18 protein-coding genes are annotated in these 17,903 nt (G+C 55.7%); 14 read left to right on the top strand and 4 right to left on the bottom strand.

Annotated features, from left to right (window positions below):
- Position 1: 1 nt before the first annotated feature.
- Positions 2-337 carry a hypothetical protein gene (locus LG198_RS09255; RefSeq protein ID WP_230342887.1) on the top strand — a complete coding sequence of 112 codons (336 nt, stop codon included), beginning with the start codon at positions 2-4 and terminating at the stop codon, positions 335-337.
- A 516-nt stretch (positions 338-853) separates the two neighbouring features.
- The gene (locus tag LG198_RS09250) at positions 854-1,570 is read left to right on the top strand and encodes a helix-turn-helix transcriptional regulator (RefSeq protein WP_230342886.1); all 717 of its coding nucleotides are present in this window, start codon (positions 854-856) and stop codon (positions 1,568-1,570) included.
- Here the strand turns inward: LG198_RS09250 and LG198_RS09245 are convergent.
- Complete coding sequence (locus tag LG198_RS09245; protein WP_230342885.1) at positions 1,526-2,758, bottom strand: M20 aminoacylase family protein; 1,233 nt, start codon at positions 2,756-2,758, stop codon at positions 1,526-1,528. The genes LG198_RS09250 and LG198_RS09245 overlap by 45 nt on opposite strands.
- Before the next feature lie 13 nt (positions 2,759-2,771).
- On the bottom strand, positions 2,772-3,791 hold the full coding sequence (locus LG198_RS09240; RefSeq protein ID WP_230342884.1) for an isopenicillin N synthase family dioxygenase: 1,020 nt from the start codon (positions 3,789-3,791) through the stop codon (positions 2,772-2,774).
- 238 nt (positions 3,792-4,029) lie between these two features.
- On the opposite strand from LG198_RS09240, the gene LG198_RS09235 reads away from it, so the two are divergent.
- The 10 genes from LG198_RS09235 to LG198_RS09190 all read left to right on the top strand — a co-directional run bounded on the left by LG198_RS09235 (position 4,030) and on the right by LG198_RS09190 (position 14,888).
- Positions 4,030-4,830 carry a HalD/BesD family halogenase gene (locus LG198_RS09235; RefSeq protein WP_230342883.1) on the top strand — a complete coding sequence of 267 codons (801 nt, stop codon included), beginning with the start codon at positions 4,030-4,032 and terminating at the stop codon, positions 4,828-4,830.
- Positions 4,831-4,856: 26 nt separating this feature from the next.
- Positions 4,857-5,360 carry a GNAT family N-acetyltransferase gene (locus tag LG198_RS09230; RefSeq protein ID WP_230342882.1) on the top strand — a complete coding sequence of 168 codons (504 nt, stop codon included), beginning with the start codon at positions 4,857-4,859 and terminating at the stop codon, positions 5,358-5,360.
- Positions 5,361-5,371: 11 nt separating this feature from the next.
- Positions 5,372-6,574, top strand: a complete 1,203-nt coding sequence (locus LG198_RS09225; RefSeq protein WP_230342881.1) for a nucleotidyl transferase family protein — start codon at positions 5,372-5,374, stop codon at positions 6,572-6,574.
- Positions 6,575-6,576: 2 nt separating this feature from the next.
- On the top strand, positions 6,577-7,827 hold the full coding sequence (locus LG198_RS09220; protein WP_230342880.1) for an NAD(P)-binding domain-containing protein: 1,251 nt from the start codon (positions 6,577-6,579) through the stop codon (positions 7,825-7,827).
- A complete protein-coding gene (locus tag LG198_RS09215; RefSeq protein WP_230342879.1) occupies positions 7,824-8,756 on the top strand; it encodes a DMT family transporter in 933 nt (310 codons plus the stop codon). Before LG198_RS09220 ends, LG198_RS09215 begins: the two co-directional genes overlap by 4 nt.
- 16 nt (positions 8,757-8,772) lie before the next feature.
- A complete protein-coding gene (locus LG198_RS09210) occupies positions 8,773-9,441 on the top strand; it encodes a pyridoxamine 5'-phosphate oxidase family protein (RefSeq protein ID WP_230342878.1) in 669 nt (222 codons plus the stop codon).
- Positions 9,410-10,186, top strand: a complete 777-nt coding sequence (locus LG198_RS09205; RefSeq protein WP_230342877.1) for a YoaK family protein — start codon at positions 9,410-9,412, stop codon at positions 10,184-10,186. Before LG198_RS09210 ends, LG198_RS09205 begins: the two co-directional genes overlap by 32 nt.
- A gap of 65 nt (positions 10,187-10,251) precedes the next feature.
- Complete coding sequence (locus LG198_RS09200; protein WP_230342876.1) at positions 10,252-11,244, top strand: ABC transporter permease; 993 nt, start codon at positions 10,252-10,254, stop codon at positions 11,242-11,244.
- Between the two features lie 36 nt (positions 11,245-11,280).
- The gene (locus LG198_RS09195; RefSeq protein WP_230342875.1) at positions 11,281-12,288 is read left to right on the top strand and encodes a sugar ABC transporter substrate-binding protein; all 1,008 of its coding nucleotides are present in this window, start codon (positions 11,281-11,283) and stop codon (positions 12,286-12,288) included.
- A 59-nt stretch (positions 12,289-12,347) separates the two neighbouring features.
- Positions 12,348-14,888, top strand: coding sequence for an ATP-binding cassette domain-containing protein (locus LG198_RS09190; protein ID WP_230342874.1), 2,541 nt, complete (start codon positions 12,348-12,350; stop codon positions 14,886-14,888).
- A 1-nt stretch (position 14,889) separates the two neighbouring features.
- Here LG198_RS09190 and LG198_RS09185 read toward each other — a convergent pair whose 3' ends face one another.
- A complete protein-coding gene (locus tag LG198_RS09185) occupies positions 14,890-15,546 on the bottom strand; it encodes a pyridoxamine 5'-phosphate oxidase family protein (protein ID WP_230342873.1) in 657 nt (218 codons plus the stop codon).
- A gap of 378 nt (positions 15,547-15,924) precedes the next feature.
- Between LG198_RS09185 and LG198_RS09180 the strand changes: the two genes are divergently transcribed.
- Entirely contained in the window at positions 15,925-16,740 is an 816-nt protein-coding gene (locus tag LG198_RS09180) for an IclR family transcriptional regulator (RefSeq protein ID WP_230342872.1), read from the top strand.
- Positions 16,741-16,877: 137 nt separating this feature from the next.
- A complete protein-coding gene (locus LG198_RS09175; RefSeq protein ID WP_230342871.1) occupies positions 16,878-17,126 on the top strand; it encodes a DUF2789 domain-containing protein in 249 nt (82 codons plus the stop codon).
- A gap of 138 nt (positions 17,127-17,264) precedes the next feature.
- Here the strand turns inward: LG198_RS09175 and LG198_RS09170 are convergent, their stop codons facing one another.
- Positions 17,265-17,891: a pyridoxamine 5'-phosphate oxidase family protein gene (locus tag LG198_RS09170; RefSeq protein ID WP_230342870.1), complete on the bottom strand. Its 627-nt coding sequence runs from the start codon at positions 17,889-17,891 to the stop codon at positions 17,265-17,267.
- Positions 17,892-17,903 lie beyond the last annotated feature (12 nt).

The raw sequence follows: 17,903 nt of genomic DNA, 5'->3' as shown, positions 1-17,903 counted from the left end.
CATGAAGTTCCCAATTCAATGGATGCTCCGTGCTGCAACCATGATGGTTCTTCTTGCCAGCACCGCTGTAATGGCGCATGGCGTGCATATTCCGATTGGCAAATGCTGGACGGAAAGCAAGCATGTCATCTGCGAAGGCGGCGAATCGGACGGCCACCCCTTGCCGGACGCATTGGTCGAAGTCATCAGCTACGATGAAAAAACCTTGGTCTCAGGCAAACTCGACGAGAAATCCCGTATACGTTTTGCACGTCCGGATAGCGAATTCTATATCCTCATCGACGATGGCCCGGGACAAGTGATCGAGATCGACTGGAAGGATGTCAAGGGGATTTGATCATGCCCTCCGCTCACGCCTTTTGTTGAGCGGGCGTACGGACTACATCCAGCTTGGTGGTTGACCTTCTGTGCATCCGGGTTCTGATCGGATAAGTCAGCCATGATCCGTTTTTTCTTTCTCTAGAGCGGCACAGAACCTTGCTCGCGATGCCGTACTTTTTGTGCCGCTTTCAGTGTCGTTGCCGCTTAATTTTCCCATCTTCATGTCAGTAAAAACGGTTAAAATCGCTTATTAACCGTAAATTTCTCGATTTCTCCCCGAGACTATTCTTGCCGAGAAGAAAATTCGCTATTCCCAATTGCCCGTTTTAAACATGCCTGCTTATGTGAGGGCAAGCCGTGCATCCTTATGGGGTCAGACAGATTAAGAAAAAGACGGAAATTTACAAGTAAGCTCGACGGTTGTCCGATATCCGGACACATTATTGGCCCCGATCCATTGACCCTGTCGCATGGTTGTTTATCCTTCCTCAAAAAACAGTAACAGCAATTTACTGTCTTATGGAGATGGGGTATGCACGTAGACCAGTACGCACGATTGCTTGATATCAGGACCTTTGAATGCTGGTCCCAAGCGGTTTTCAGCCTGGCTGCCAATCACGGTTTCGAGCAATGCCTGTTTACTGCGTTGCCTAGCAAGCACGCCTCCATGGACAAGGCCTTTGTCGTTAGCAATTATGCGCATCAGTGGCGTGTCATCTATGACGAGCAGCGCTATTTCAATATCGATCCCGCCATCCATCATTGCTATTCCACCCATATCCCTCTGCTATGGGAACAAAGCCTGTATTCCAGCCCGAGGCAGCAAGCGATGTATCAGCAGGCCAGCAGTTACGGCTTGCGTACTGGCCTGATATTCCCAATTTACGGGGCCAATGGCGAGTTCGGCATGATGAACTTTGCTTCGGACCAGCTAGCGGACAAAGAGGCACGCGAAGAAATTGCAAACATCATTCCCATGCTCTCGGTATTCAAAGACTACGTGTTTGAATCTGCCAAATCCTTTTACCAGACCACGGGGAGCGGCACCAATGTCCCGCTTACTCCACGCGAGAAAGAAGTGATCAACTGGTGCGCCGCTGGCAAGACGTGCTGGGAAATCTCACGAATACTTAGCTGCTCAGAGTCAACCATCAACTTCCACCTTTCCAATGTTCGCCATAAGTTCGATGTAGGCAGCACCCAGCTAGCCGTCATCAAGGCTTTGCAACATGGGTTGATTCGCGTCTGAAAGTTGCTCGGCGTCGTCCAGAAACGCGGTCACCAGTTTGACCCAATAGCTCGCTCCCAAGGGGATGATGCCATCGTTGAAGTCATAGCGTGGATGATGCAGGCCATAGACATGATTCCCGGAGCGAGGCTTAGCCCCATTACCGATAAAGGCATAACATCCAGGTTTCTTTGCCAGCATGTAGGCAAAGTCTTCCGCGCCCATGGTGGGTTCTACTGCGTCGTTCACCTTGTCCGCTCCAGCTACCTGCCGCATGATGCCGCAGGCAAAAGCGGTTTGCGTGGCATCGTTGATGGTAGGCATGGATTGCCGTAAGAAACTGAAGTCCGCATTGCAGCCGTGCGCCTGGGCAGTCAGCAAGACGATTTCTTGCATGCGTTGCTCCATCATGTCCAGCACCTCAAGGCTGAACGTGCGCACGGTACCCCCGATCCGGGCGGTATCCGGGATGATGTTGAAGCTGGTGCCAGCCTCTATTTGAGTGACAGAAAGCACAGCACTGTCTATGGGCCGTTTGTTGCGGGTTACGACCGATTGCAGGGCGCAGACGATATGGGCGGCTGTCAGTATTGGATCCGCGCCATCCTGGGGTATCGCGGCATGGCTGCCCTTGCCGTATATAGTAATCCTGAATTCATTGCATGAAGCCATGATAGGCCCCGGGCGCGTGGCGAATTCCCCTGCAGGCAGGCCGGGCCAGTTGTGGAGGGCAAATATTGCATCGCAGGGAAAGCGTTCGAACAATCCTTCTTCCATCATCCTTGCCGCGCCGCTGCCGCCTTCCTCCGCCGGCTGAAAAATGAAGTTAACGGTCCCTTTGAAGTCCGGCTTGAACGCGAGTTGCCTCGCTGCCGCCAGCAGCATGGCAACGTGGCCGTCATGTCCACATGCGTGCATTTTGCCAGCGTAGCGTGAGCGGTATGCAAAATCATTTTGCTCCTGCATATTGAGGGCATCCATATCGGCGCGCAAACCAATGGATCTTCCGCTCTGATAGCCATGCAGTACTCCCACTACGCCTGTCCCACTTATGCCCCGGTGCACTTCAAGGCCCCATTCCGCGAGCTTGTCCGCGATCAGGGCGCTGGTTTGATGCTCTTCATAACCGGTTTCCGGATGAGCATGTATGACATGGCGTATGCCCTCGAACTCTGCAACGCTGGCTAAAATTTCCGGAATCAGATCCACAATGGCCTACCTTTCAGTTCTCATAGGTTGGGCAGGCGGGATAAATGCCGCGGTAGTTCCTGTAGGCATACGGGCCATACTGGATAGGGGGATAGTCTTTTCCGGCGAGCCCTGGGACAGTTGCCACCGGCTCAATCACGGTAGCGTAATTGGGCTGGAAGAAGAACGGCAAGGAGATGCGCGGGGTGCCAGTCAATACACGGTGCTTGGTTGCGACGTAGGCATCCTTGGACCAGTATTGCAGCATATCGCCGATATTGCATATATAGGCATCTTCGATAACAGGGGCGTCAAACCAGACGTTGTTCTTGCCCAATACCTGCAAGCCCGGGCTGTTAGCGAGCAATATGGTCAAGCAGCCGTAGTCTGTGTGGGCGCCACAATTATGGTCGCCGATCTCGATACCGCTCATGCGTTGTTCAAGTTCCGGCATTTTTTCCGCCATGCGGTTAATGTCCACTGCCTCTGGATAATTGACGGTACGGAATTGCCAGAATGAGCGGCCGTTGAAAGCCTTGTAAAAGAAGTCTTCCTCTAGCTCCAGGCTAATGGCGATACCGCGCATGAGATCGAATCCCAGCCGGTTCATTTCTTCTATGTAATGTGTCAAGACCGGCTGGTAGCCTTCAATGTCAGGCCATATATTGGGGCCATGCATAGGCATGCGCGCTTGTACCTCAGGCGCACCAGGTTCGAAATCAACGCTGAATTCCATTAACTCGTAAGAATTGCGCTTGCCATCGGCTAGTTCGGAGAGCACCGGGGAGTAGCCACGGAAACACTTGCTATGCCGCTCCATCGAATACTCCAGTTTGTCTTCCAGCGGTTGGGAGAAAAATGTTTCCGCCATGGCAAAGGTCTGGCGTATCAATTCGGGGCTGATGCCGTGATTGCGGATGTAGAAGAACCCCACTTCCCGGCAGGCTTGCCCTAACTGCCGGGCAACCTCGGCAATGACGGGAGCGTCTGGATCACGCAGGCTTGCTATGTCTATCACCGGAATTTCCAATTGCGTGAAATTGATATCGTCCATTGCCATCCTCCATATATGCCAGAGCTATGTTAAGAGCTTGGTTGCTGCCTTTCACCTGTCATATTTGATAGGTTTTTTCATTTCCCCCGCTTCCTATAATCAATTGCAGTTTCACTTGGCACAGGCCAGGCGGTACTAATTTAAGGCCCGTCATTGGCGGCCTTTTTCAAGAGTCCAGGTAATTAATCCAACGATCTTCTTTTTTGAGTATCAAGGGAGGCATGCTGTGCAAAACACTATGGCTGCACTGAACCAACCCGGCGACTTCATTAATGTTGCCAGAAAGGCCGAACTATACGACCTCATCACGCCCAAGGTTTTTGGGCAGGATGAACTGCTGGACATGCGCGACCAATTTGCGCGTTGCGGATACGTGAAGTTGTCTTCCTTGCTTTCGCAGGAGGCATTGGCGGTTTTTCGCGAGGAAATGGAACAGCTGGAGCAATTGGCTAGCCGTAAGAGATTCGAGATGCCTGGCTATCTCACGCCGCGCAAGCTTTCGGTGGCCGGGGGCGGCCTTATCAAGTCGCATTCTCCCGCGCTTTACAGCTTGTACCATCATTACGCGCTCAGGAACTGCGTGGAGCAGATCACTGGCCGTCCTATCTATACATGCACCCATCCCGAGGAGTACATGGTAGCCAACTTTCTGCACAACAATGGCGACACCCACGGCTGGCACCTGGACGATCCTGCCTACGCACTCATCCTCTTTGCTGAAACCCCACCGGAACAAGCGGGCGGCGAGGTTGAATTCATCTCCAACTGGCTGGACCTTTGCAGGCGCAAGAACCGCAAGCCGGACGAGAATATCCAGGACCTGATCGCCTGGGCGGAAGAGAACGGCATGGTGGACCGCCATGAACACAAGAGCGGCGATGCCTACCTCCTGCGTGCGGATATCAACCTGCACCGAGTATCGCCGCTAAAAAACGCAGGCGACCGCCGCTCGGTGGTCAACCTGGCTTTCCAGGCGACTGCAGTGGCCGATTACGGCCTGACTGCAGACCTGCTCTATGGCATGTCTGCCGTTGTATAACCCTTGAATCACCGAAGGTTGAGCATATGGACGCATTCAATCAGCAAATGACCCAGGCTGCTTTCACTGAAGATAACGCAGACAAGATTGTCTGGCGGTTTAGCACGTTCGAAGCGCTATCGGTACAGGAGCTTTACGCCATCCTTGCATTGCGGGAAAGCATCTTTATCGTGGAGCAGGACGTGCCCTACACGGATATAGATGGCAAGGATAGCCATTGCACCCATCTCATGGGCTACCTTGGCAACGATCTGGTGGCTTACCTACGCATAGTCCCGGTGGGCTTGTTCAAGCCAGGCTGCTACAGCCTGGGCAGGGTAGTGCTCAAAAAGGAATTGCGCGGCGGCAGTGCAGGCAAGCTGCTGCTGAGCCTGGGCCTTGAATACCTTGATTCAATACGAAACGGTGTGCCCGTATGTATTTCCTCCCAGCTGTATCTGAAGAATTTCTACAGCAAGCTGGGTTTTGAAGAAGAAGGAGAACCGTATATTGAAGACCGGATTCCCCATATCGCCATGACCAGACGCTAGGGAGGCCCATCATGATCAAAACTCTTTTGACCATGCATCGTTCCAGGATATATGCAGGCCTGACATTCGCTATCCCTTTCCTGGCGTTTGCCCCGCAGTCGCTAGGAGTGGTGACGACATTGCTGATGGGCGCCATAGGCATAGCGCTTGCCCTGCATGCCGTGCCAGTTTATATCAAGTGGATACTGGCCTTCGAAGACAGGATCAACCTCAAGCTGGGATTGCTGACTCCTGCCCGTTTCCTGCGGACGCTGTGGCATGTGCCGTTGGTCTTGCTGATCAATGCGGGAGCAGGCGCCGACGCTGTTTCAGCGGGAGGCATTCTGCTCTTGGTACTGGCTTCCAGCGGCCTGCAGGCCTTGGCGATAGCCGCCGCCTATAAGGGCTGGGGAGACCGGGTGGGAAATTCGCTGATGGCTTTTGCCGGAGCCTCCGTGCTTGTTACGCTGGCATTGGCGTTCCAACCCCTGCTTTATCTGGGATTGTTGCCGGCTTTGCTGCTATGCGGCTACCTGGGATTGGGCATATTGTCCGATTTCCGCTCGGTGTTTTATCCGAAAAGCGGGGTTGGCGTATTTTTTGGTAGTTTCAATCCTATCCACAAGACCCATATCAAACTCCTGCAACAAGCAATACAACAGCGAGGGCTGAGCAAGGTCTACCTGCACCCGACCACGGTGCCCAAGCTACACCGGGTAGCCTTGGAGCAGGGCGAACTCTCTATGGCCGAAGAGGGCGGTATGCGCGTATACAGCAAAACCGCGCTGGCCGATCCTTACAAAAACTACTTTCCCACAGGCCGCAAGTTCTATGAGTACGAGGTACGCCAGCAATTGTTGCAGGCGGCCATCCGCGATGCCGGGCTCCAGGACAAGGTGGAGGTTCTGGACTGGCCGGGAATTTACGACCAGGGCGGTTTCTTCGCCGTGCTCGACAGGATCAAGGCAGGGCAGCCTCCCGATACCCCCTTTCACGGCATACACGGCAGTGATGTTGGGGGAATCTGGGTGCGCAATATTTTCGAGCTGTCGGGCGGTATCCATCCTTACCCGGTAGTACGATCGGATTGCATTTCCGCCACTGCCATTCGCGAAGGCGCCGTCGGCTATACCACGCCCACCATAGAGGCATTCCTGGCGGCTACCCGCGCAGGGCAGGATTTCATGTTCCCCACCGGCTATTTATTCAAAAACAACAGCATCAACAGGAGATAGCAATGAGTTCATCCACCGAGATCACCATTGTCGGGGCCGGGCCATACGGCCTTTCAATTGCGGCGCATCTCAAGCACCTGGGGCTGGGGTTCAGGATAGTGGGCAGTCCTATGCATACTTGGCGCACGCATATGCCCAAGGGGATGCACTTGAAGTCAGCCGGACTTTCCGCCACGCTGTTCGATCCTGAGCGCAAGTTTAGCCTTAAGGACTACTGCAGGCAGCATGGTCTGCCCTATGAAGATGAAGGCCTGCCTATTTCGCTGGAGTTGTTCACCCAATACGGCATGGCGTTCCAGCAACGCTTCGCGCCGCAACTGGAAGAAGCCAAGTTGGTTTCGCTGCAGAAGTTGCGCGAGGGTTTTGAACTCACGCTGGACAACGGGGAACGCTTCACCTCCGGCAAGGTGGTTCTGGCTGTTGGCATAGACTATTTCCGTTATGTGCCTGCTCCGTTGAAGTCGCTGCATAGCGAGCATTATTCGCATAGCGCGGAACACCATGACCTTGCCAAGTTCGCGGGCAAGGATGTTGCCATCATCGGCAGCGGGTCTTCCGCCATCGACATGGCGGTGCTGTTGAATGAAGTGGGCGCACGTCCCACCCTGGTTGCACGCCGCAAAACGCTCAATTTCAACCAGAAGGAAGGCCGTACGCGCGGGATGCTGAGCCGTCTATTGGCGCCCATGTCGGGCTTGGGGCCGGGATGGAAGAATTTATTGTGCGCTTCCGCTCCCGGTTTGTTCCGCTACCTGCCAGACCAGGCCCGTATCCGGATTACCAAGGATTTCCTCGGGCCTTCGGGCGCCTGGTTCATACAGGAACGTCTCGACAAGGTGCCCGTCATGCTCGGGCAACGGCTGTTCTCGGCTAGCTCGACCCAGGACAAGGCCAGCCTGTATTTTGTCGACGCCAGTGACAAGATCAGCGAACTTGAGGTGGACCATGTGGTCGCTGCCACGGGTTATAAAGCCGATCTCGGCAGCATCAGCTTTCTCAGCCCGGAAATCCGCCTACAGATGCGAACCATAGGCAATACGCCCAGGCTGAGCGCGAACTTCGAGTCTTCAGTGCCTGGCATCTACTTTGCCGGCCCTTCTACCGCGAACAATTTCGGGCCGTTGATGCGTTTTGCACTGGGAGCGGGATATACCTCGAGGAAATTGACCAGGCACCTGTTCCAGACAACAGACGAGCGCGGCAACGTTGCCGGCCGACCCCAGGCTGCCGTGAGCAGCCAGTACCAGCCATGAGGCATTTGCAAGCAGCCTGCCGGAAACTGTGGCATAGCCCCATCCTGCTCCTGCTCTATACCGCGTCGATATGGGGCTGCAATGCGGTGGCGGCCAAGTTGGCCACGGGGAATATCTCGCCCATGAGCCTGGTATTGCTGCGCTGGCTGATTGTATGTGCGGTGTTGGCTTTTTTCCTGCAGCAGCCGATAAGGCGGGAATGGCCACTATTGCGTGCTAACTGGCGGCGCTTCCTGTGGCTAGGTTTTGCCGGCTTTACTGGTTTCAGCGCCTTGTTCTACCTTGCTGCCTACAAGACCACAGCCGTCAATATCACGCTGCTACAAACCTCGATGCCGCCGTTCATCATGCTGGGCGCTTGGCTTTTCTTCAAAGAGCAGATCAGCAGTGCCAGCGTGGCGGGCATGATCATGGCGTTGTGCGGAATGGTGCTGATTGCCTCGCAGGGCAGGCTGGAAACCCTGGCCGGGCTTTCCTTCAACCTGGGCGATATTGCCATCATCCTGGCTTGCCTGCTATATGCGGCCTACACGCTTTCCATCCGCAAGCGCCCTGTCATGCCGGCATTGGTGTTCTTTTTCGGCATGTCCATAGGCGGCTTGGTTACAGCCTTGCCGTTATTGCTGGCCGAAGCAATGGCAGGCTACACCTATTGGCCCAATGCCACCGGCTGGTGGATTCTGTTATTCGTGACATTTGGCCCTACGCTCACCGCCCAACTGGCCTATATGCGTGGCGTGGAACTGATAGGCCCATCTCGCGCCAGCCTGTTCCCATGCCTGGTGCCGGCATTGGGGGCTTTATTTGCCGTGCTCATTCTCGGCGAGCCCTTCCTTTTCCATCATGGCCTGGCATTGGTGCTGGGCCTTGGCGGGGTGTACCTGGCCGAGGTGAGAGTCAAACTGCTGAAGCCAGCCAGAGTGGCCTGAAAGGAGGAGACCAGCATTGGATAAACAACAGGAAGAATTGTACGGGCCGCAGCATCTGGCCTTGCAGCAGGATTTCGACACGGTCAAGCTGGCGGCCGCAGTCCATAACAATATTGTCAGTCCGCAGATAGAAGACGTGCACAAGGCCTTCATAGAAAGCCGGGATATGTTTTTCCTCAGCACCATAGACCACCGAGGCTATCCCACTTGTTCTTACAAGGGCGGCAGCCGCGGCTTTATCAAGGTGCTGGACGAGCACACGCTGGCCTACCCGAGCTATGACGGTAACGGCATGTTCCTGTCTATGGGTAACATCACGCGCAACAGGCAGATCGGCATGCTGCTGATCGACTTTGAAGTCCCGCACCGTATCCGTATCCATGGCGATGCGAGCATAGACCGCGATGACCCGTTAATGGCGGAGTATGCCGAGGCCGAGATGGTGGTGCGCGTCAAGGTCAAGGAATTGTTTGTCAACTGCTCGCGCTATGTCCACCGTTTCCAGCGAGTGGCCGATTCCGACTATGTGCCCAAGCACGGCAAGCAAACCAGGCTGCCGCAATGGAAGCGCATAGATGGCCTGCAAGAAGCGCTGCCTCCACGTGACCAGCATATTGCCGAGGCACTGGGCGGCACGATCACGCCGGAAGAATATGAAGAAATGGTCAGGACGGGCAGCGCCTGACCATGTCATTCGATCGGGAGAGGCCATGATACAGCCACCACCACTACCATTACTCGGCAGAGCAAACGTACTGTCGTTTACCGGCGGCTTCGTGGATGTCGTTGGCTTTGCTGCGCTGTTCGGCCTGTTTGCCAATCACATGACCGGCAATATTGTGATGATCGGCATCTCGCTGAGCTACTCCAGCCCCGGTATGCTGCTGAAGCTGCTGGCAATCCCGGTATTCATCGGCAGCGTGGCCTTGACCCGGCTCATGATCCTGCGCCTGGCTGCAAGCGGCTATCCTTCAACGCGCATCCTTTACATGGCGCAGGCATTGCTCCTCATATTGTTCATGGTGACCGCCCTGGCTTCGTTGCCGCACGACGATCCCAATGATCCTTGGCTGGTTTGCGCCGGTTTGTTTGCCGTGGCGGCCATGAGTGTGCAGAACACCCAGGGCAAGCTGCTCGACCCGCAGTGCGTTCCCACCACCGTAATGACCGGCAACCTGGTGCAGGCTGTCATCGATTTTGTCGACCTGTATCTCGCCAAGCGCAGCGCTGAGCCCGGGGCCAGTCAGCGGTTGAAACAGGCTACGGCTGCAATTGTCAGCTTTATTGCGGGAGCGGTGCTGGGTGCATTTATGCTGAAAAACCTTTCCTTCGCCTGCCTGGGCATGCCGGTATTGCTGCTTTTGTTGCTGAGTTTCATGCCGGGCGGCGCCTATATTGGCAACAAGGAAATGAAACTGGAGATGAAGTGACACCCCACGCTAGCATCCTGCTTCGTTGTATATTGCCTGTTGTTGAATGTTGATCCTGCTTAACCATGATGCACACAAGAACCACCTCTCTCCCGCGATTCCGGCCAGCCAACCAGGAAACCATTGTATTGCTGGCGGCATTTGCGCTTGCATTGCTTTTTGCCGCCACCCTGGACGGTTTTTCCAGCTGGGGCAATATCATGACATTGCTGCGCAGCGTGTCGATTCTCGGCATCCTGGCGCTTGGCATGATCATGGTCATCATCATTCGCGGGATAGATCTCTCGCAAGTGGCGATCGGCATGGTCTCGGCTGCCATCGTGGTCAAGGGCGTAGCGTTGGGTTATCCGCTGCCGGTATGCCTGCTGGTGGGATTGCCGCTGGCATTGTCGATGGGCCTGGTCAACAGCCTGCTGGTGGACCGCCTGCAAATCCCTGCATTGTTCGTCACGTTGACAACGGTATTCATCTACGTGGGACTGGCAAGGGTGACAGTATTGCCCTCGATGATCATCAACCTGCCTCCAGATAGCCGCAGCCTGACCTCGCTGGCAGGGAACTGGCATAGCATTCCCATCCCGTTATTGCTGTTTCTCGCCTGCGCGTTGGCGATGCACTTGTTTCTTGCCCGCACCACCATTGGCCGTTTTTTCTATGCTTATGGCGACAACCCGGAAACCGCCAGGCTGTATGGCATGCCCGTACGCATCATCCCGCTAATGGCCTATATGGGTTCGGCATTGCTGGCGTTCCTGGCGGGCCTGTTGATGGTTTCCACCACGGCAATGGCCGACCTCAAGACGGTGAATTCCACCTTGATCTTCGACGTGATCCTGGTGGTCGTGGTAGGCGGCGCGAGTTTCGCCGGTGCCCGGGGAAGTGTTGCCAGCGTGATTGCCGGCCTGCTGTTGGTGGGCGTGCTGCTTAACGCCATGACCATCATGGATATCAACAGCCAACTACAAAACATCATCAAGGGTGCCGTATTGCTGGTCGTGCTCGTCGCTGATAAATGGTTGTATCCGTTCGACGAGGAATCGTCCAGGCAAAGCATTTGAGCACACGCTAATTATTAAAACGAGGAGAGGAAAGTCATGAAAACCAAGAAGAACCGTTCATTATCGCTATTGCTGCTCAGCAGCCTGTTGCTGGGGCCAGCCGTGGCCCAGGCCGCCAATCCCACGCCGCGCGACCAGATGCGGCTGGACTTTGACAAGGCGGTTAAGGGCAAGACAGTGGCATGGGTGCCGATTACCCTGGGCAATCCGATAGGCGACATGTGGACCGCTGCCATGCGCCAGAACTTCGAGAAGTACGGCATCAAGTTTCTCGTACGTGATCCCAACTTCAGCACGAGCGCACAGCTGCAGGCGGTCACCAACCTCATCAACCAGAAACCAGATGTACTCATCGTGCAGAATTCCAACGTTACTTTACTGACCAAGGAATTGAAACGGGCCATGGATAACGGCATTTACGTGATTCAGGTCAACCTGCTGTCCAACCAGCCCACCGATGCCTATGTCGGGGTGGACTACGTGGACGTGGGACGCCAGATCGCCAGGGACATCGTCAAGGAATGCGGTGGCGGCAAATCCTCCGGCAAGGTGGCTTTCGTCCAGGGCGAGGCTACCGCTACGGACAGCATAGATCAGCTCAAGGGTGCCATGGAAGTATTCAAGCAGGACAAGAGCATCAAGTTGGTCTCTACCCAGGCTGCTAAGTGGGACAGCAACAAGGCCAACGAGATCACCGCCACCACTCTGCAACAGCATCCCGACCTATGCGCCACTTATGGCTCATGGGGCATCATGCAACAGGGCGCGGCACAGGCAGTCAAGACTGCGGGCCTGCAGGGAAAGGTCAAGGTCTATGCTTCCAGCGATGGCCCACGCTCGGATTGCGACCTGGTGGAGCAGAAGCTGTTCCACAAGATATTGTCCTTTCGCGCCGATATCCAGGGCGAACAAGTATCTAACGCAGTCATCAGCTTGCTGCAAAGCGGCAACAAGCCAGGCAGCAAGCGCATGACCATACTTTCCAACAACTACTGGGTAACCGGCAAGCAGGAGCGCAACTACTGCTACGATTTGCCGAAATAAGCAATAACCGCTGTCGCGAGGGCGGCGGCAATTTCTCCAATCTTTAAGCAAGACCAAACATGTGTAACCTAAACCGGTTCAAGACCTTAGAGCCAGGCACCCTGGCGCTGGCATTTGCCGTGCTGGGGCTTTTCGTCCTGTTTGCCGCCACGATTCCCCATTACGCCAGTGCCACGAATATCGAGCAACTGCTGCGGGATTATGCGGAACCTGCCTTGATCGTGACAGGCATGACCATCGTCATTATTTCAGGCGGCATAGACCTCTCGGTAGGCGCCGTGTTTGCCATTGCCAACTTTGTCGCGCTCTACTTGTTCAAAGTGCATGGGTTGCCGCTAGCGGCAACTGTGCCGCTTACCCTGGCAGCCGGTCTTGCTATCGGCCTGGTAAACGGCCTACTCATCGGCTATGTCAAGACGCGGCCTTTTCTCACTACGCTGGCCATGCTGCTGATACTGCGCGCTTGCTACGAGCTGGCCGCCGACAGCTATGCCGTGGAGCTGGTGGACGCCTTCAATGAAAGCGAAGCATGGGATTTCATGGGCAGCGGCGCCGTGGCCGGCATCCCCGTCAACATGCTGGCGCTTCTTGTTGCCGGATTGTTGGTGCATCTGCTGCTTATCCGCAGCAGGCCGGGCTCCCACCTCACGGCAACGGGCGCCAACCGCAAGGCAGCGCGGCATGCGGGTATACGCGTCAACCGCATCATCCTGCTGGTCTATGCCTTGAGCGGCTTGCTGTCCGCAGCGGCGGGCTTGCTGTATGCGGCGCGCCAGAACAGCGCAGGCACCGATACCGGGGTCGGCATGGAGCTAATGGCCATTACTGCGTGCGTAATAGGCGGCGTCAGCCTGGCGGGCGGCAAGGGTACAATACCGCGTGCCTTGCTTGGGGCGGCTTTCATCTTTTTGCTCATGAACGGCCTGCTCCGCTTCAATATCAGCGGCAGCATCTCGGCTACCATTACCGGTGTTATCCTGCTGGCTGCCATCGCGGCCATAAGCAAAGCCAAGCCGCAGGGCTTGCGCGATGCCAGCACAAACTCCAGCGCGCTGCTGCCAGTTCCCTTGGCTGTCCATGATATCGAGCCTTCTGAGGGCCATGACCGTGTGGTCAGCCTGCTCAATATCAGCAAGCAATATGCCGGCCACCATGCGCTTCGCAGGATCAACCTGGACCTGCATGCAGGCGAGATCATGGCATTGCTGGGTGAGAACGGCGCGGGCAAGTCTACTTTGTGCAAAATCATTGCCGGGGCGGTGGCGCCCAGCAGCGGGCAGCTGCTGGTGAACCTGGAGCCGGCCGTCTTCCGCAATCCCGCTGACAGCATCAAGGCCGGCATCGCGATGGTCTATCAGGAAACCAGCCTGATCGAACACATGACGGTGGCGCAGAATATTGTGCTTGGGCAAGAGCCGTGGATCTACCTCAATGCCGCCATATTGGAGCAGATACGTGGCCTGTTGCGGGAGTTCTTCCTGGACATAGACCCCCTGGCCGAAGTCGCCAGCCTGAGCATCGCGCAAAAACAACTGGTGGAAACCATGCGTGCGATACGCTTGAAGGCAAGGGTGATGGTATTTGACGAGCCCACTGCCAGCCTGAGCCAAGCCGAGGCGGAGTTCTTTTTCTCGTTGTTGCGCCGCCTGAGGGCGCAGGGCATTTCGATCGTGTTGATCACGCACGCACTGGAAGAGGCGCTTGCGGTGGCGGACTGCGTTACCGTCCTGCGCGACGGCGATTGCGTCAGGCAGCGGCTGCCGGTTGGCAGCCTCGACCGGGCCACCTTGATACAGCTGATGGTGGGGCGCGACACGCAGGATACCTATGCCGAGCCGCATCAATCCAGCGTGCCTGCCGTTTCGGCCCAGTCGGGCCTGGCGCTGCGGCACCTGACGCTGTCCGGCAGTTTTGCGGATATCTCGCTTGATTTCCCGGCGGGCCGCATCACCGGTATTGCGGGACTGGTGGGTTCGGGCCGCACTGAGATAGCGCGTGCGGCGTGCGGTGCGTTGCACACAGGGGCAAGAGTGCAAGGCCAGGTTCTTTTGCAAGGGAGGCCGGTGGAATGCTTCAATCCGCGGCAAGCCATAGAAAACGGGATAGTTTATGTCACCGAGAACCGTCACGAGGATGGATTGTTCGCCACCATGGACGTTGCCGATAATCTCTACCTGGCATTGCTTTCGACACGCAAAGGCTGGCGTTTCTGGTATTCAAAGCATGCGGCGAAGGCGGTGGCGGCAGATTGGATAGCCAAGCTGGGCATTAGCGGCCTGCATCCCGGCCAGGCTGCCAGTACCTATTCCGGCGGCAACCAGCAGAAAATCCTCATCGCGCGGGCGCTCAGCCTGGAGCCGCAGGCGGTATTTTTCGACGAGCCGACCCATGGGGTGGATATAGGCGCGATTGCCAGGATACATGCCGTGATCCAGGAATTGGCGGCGCAAGGGAGGATCGTCATCCTGGTCTCTTCCTACCTGCCCGAAATCCTCAAGTTATCAAGCCGGATAGTGGTATTGCGCAAAGGCAAGGTGGCCGGGGAGCTGAGCCAGCCAAAAGCCAGCCAGGATAGTATATTGAACCTGGCGGCGCACTAGATCATGCCTCGCCTTTTTTCACTTTCTCTGCATACTCTTCCTGGCTGATGGTGCCGCCCAGCGCTTCCGCTATCCCCTTTGCGTTGGCGGGCAACGCGGGCTGAAGGTCATCTATGCGTTTCCATTGCGGTTCCGGCGTCGGGGACTGTTCGCTTGGTACATACTTGGAGCGTTCAATCCGCTGATAGCGATGGATATAGCGCGGACAATTGGTGAAGATATCGGTGATGGTCACCCGCACAACTAATTCCGCGCCGTGAAAAGTGCTCAATAGCGGATCATTAAAGTCCACCGAGGCGGTGCCGTGTATACGGATTCGGTTGGGGGTCTCGAAATCAATCAGCAGCATGCCTATCTTGTCGTTGGCGATCATGTTGCCGACGGAGAGAAACATGCCGTTGCCATCGTAGCTGGGGAAAGCCAGCATTTTCTCATCCAACACCCTTATAAAGCCAGGATCGCCCCCTTTGTATGAGCAAGTAGGAAAGCCTCTGTAATCCGTGGTGGTGAGGAAGAACATGTCCCGGCTCTCGATAAACAGCCGATGCGTTTCCGTGATGCTGGAGTGTACGATATTCTTGCGCACGGCGTCGGCAAGCTGGGTGGTTTCAAACCGTTCCTGCACCCGCCGATGTTCATCTCCATATAAATCGCTCATTTTGTACTCTCGCGAGATGTCCGTCCTAAGAGCCTGTTCACGATCTTTTCATAGGGCGCGTTTTGAAGCCATGCCCTTCGGGTTGCCCCGGCAGCGCAGCCGCCGCTGCGACGTTACAAATCCTCGCTGTGCAATAAGCCCGTCTGCGGTTTGTGCCTTGCATCGACTACCCTGGCAGGGCAACGTACCTCATGAAAAGATCGTAAGCAGGCTCTAATGGATGAATCCAAGTGTATTGAGTAATAACTGCTGGCAGGCCTGCTGACCTCAGTCTGCTGCTGATGGTACTTGGCCGTGCCTATTGGATAGTGTCGCCAGAGCCTCGATCTTCGTCAAGCGATGATGGATTTAATTATTCGTTGACCGGATAATATTCACATGAAAAACGGAGCCCAGTTTCCTTTCGGGGCCATTACTGAAGATTTGCCAAGAGGCAGCCTCAACCGGGCGGCGATACTGCTCAGGGTCATCGCACAAGGTTCGCGCAAAGGCAGCTCATTATGCCAGCTGGTGGCCAGGACCGGCCTGCCACGCCCCACCATACACCGCACGCTGGACATGCTGGCGGAGATAGGATGGGTCTATCGCGATCCCGAGACCATGTTGTACAACCTCGGCCTGAGCTTGGCTGCCCTAGGCTACACCGCGATTACCCGCCATGCCATAGAGCGGATAGCCGCGATACACCTCAATGAGCTGGCGGCAATACTCAACCAAGTGGTCTACCTGGGTGTGCGCACCGGGCTTGATCATACCTGCATTGGCCGTTATGAAAGCGAGGCCACCGTCACGGAAGGCAGGGGGCGTGCTGGATTGCGTTACCCGCTGGGACTCACGCCAAGCTGCATGGCCATCCTGGCGCGCCTGCCGCCACACGAGATAGAGCAAGTGGTCACTCTCAACCTCTCGCGCTACCACCGCATTGAAGGCTTTGAAGAAACCGGGTTCCGCAAAGCTGTGGCTAAAGCCGTCAAGCAAGGCTATAGCACCTATGACGGCATCATACTTGACCGTTCCACCAGCGGTCTGGGCGTGGCGATTTGCGACCATACTGGCTATCCGCTCGCAGGCATCGGCACCACTTTTGCCACTGGCAAGCTGACCAGGCCGCAGTGGAATGCATGCCTCTACCAGATGCAGAAGGCCGCCCAGATGATTGCCCATGCACTGGACCAGTCTGCTTCCAACGTCTAAATAACAACAAACCCAACTTCTGTAAGCGGGGGTGTCTGCATCGCCAAGATTGTATGATCCCGGGCGCTATGCTTAAATGCTATGGAGGCCGCTTTTGCAATGGGCCTCGTCTCTTTCCCCAGCAATAGGAGCCAGCCGTGAGTCAGACTTTCCACCGCTTTTCAGAATTGTTTGCCCAACTCGGCCTGCCCACCGATGAACAAGGAATCCGCCAATTCCTGGCGACCCATTCCCCCTTGCCCCATGATGTGCTCCTTGCCGATGCGCCTTTCTGGACGCCTGCACAGGCGAGCTTTCTTCGCGAAGGCCTGTTGCAGGATGCCGACTGGGCGGAGGTGATCGACCAGCTCAATATCGCCTTGCGGCCTGACGACCTCAAGGCTTGAGTCTTTTCTACATCCTGATTTACTTTTAGAGCAGTTACAAAACTCTCCTGGCATTATTGCCCTGTCTTGCCGCACTACTTGTACTGCCTGCGCAGGACGCCTAGCCAGGATCGCTTCGCTGAGTTTCGTTAGCTGCTCTTAATACAAGTTCTTTTTGGCGTCTTGGTCCAATACAAGATCAATAAGCTTGGCCGGGACAAACAACTTGTACTGGTCCTTTGCGATCTGCCCCAGGCTGGGGAAATCCTTTTTGCCGACATGCTTGTCCGGATTCCATAATTCCGAACGCTTCAGACCCTTGGAGCAATGCATATACACCTCCTTTGCCTCCACCACGATCACGGCGCGAGGCTGTTTGCCCTGATGGACAAAACGCTGCATGAGGCCTTCATCCAAGGTGATGGATGCCTGGCCATTGATGCGTAGCATCTCGTGGATACCTGGCAGGAAGAACAGCATACCCACACCAGGGGAAGAAAGCATATTGGTCAATGTATCCAGACGGTTGTTGCCGGGCCGGTCAGGGAAGACAATATGCGTATCGTCCAGCACATGCACAAAACCCGGCTCACCGCCACGCGGCGAGACATCGCCCAAGCCCTCGGGGCCGTGGGAGCTGATGCAAAAGAAGGGAGACAACTCGATAAAGCGGCGACTGTACTTGTCGAGCATAGGTAATGCCTTGTCACGGATGGCTTTGGCGGGTTCATCATAAACGGCGCGCAACTCAGAGATTGAAGTAATGGAGGAAAAGTGGCTGGTCATAGCATGTCCGTT

This window comes from Methylobacillus arboreus, assembly GCF_020532725.1.
GTDB classification, from domain to species: Bacteria; Pseudomonadota; Gammaproteobacteria; order Burkholderiales; family Methylophilaceae; genus Methylobacillus; species Methylobacillus arboreus.
Note: the sequence above shows the minus strand (reverse complement) of the source record. Positions and strands in the feature narration are given on the sequence as shown.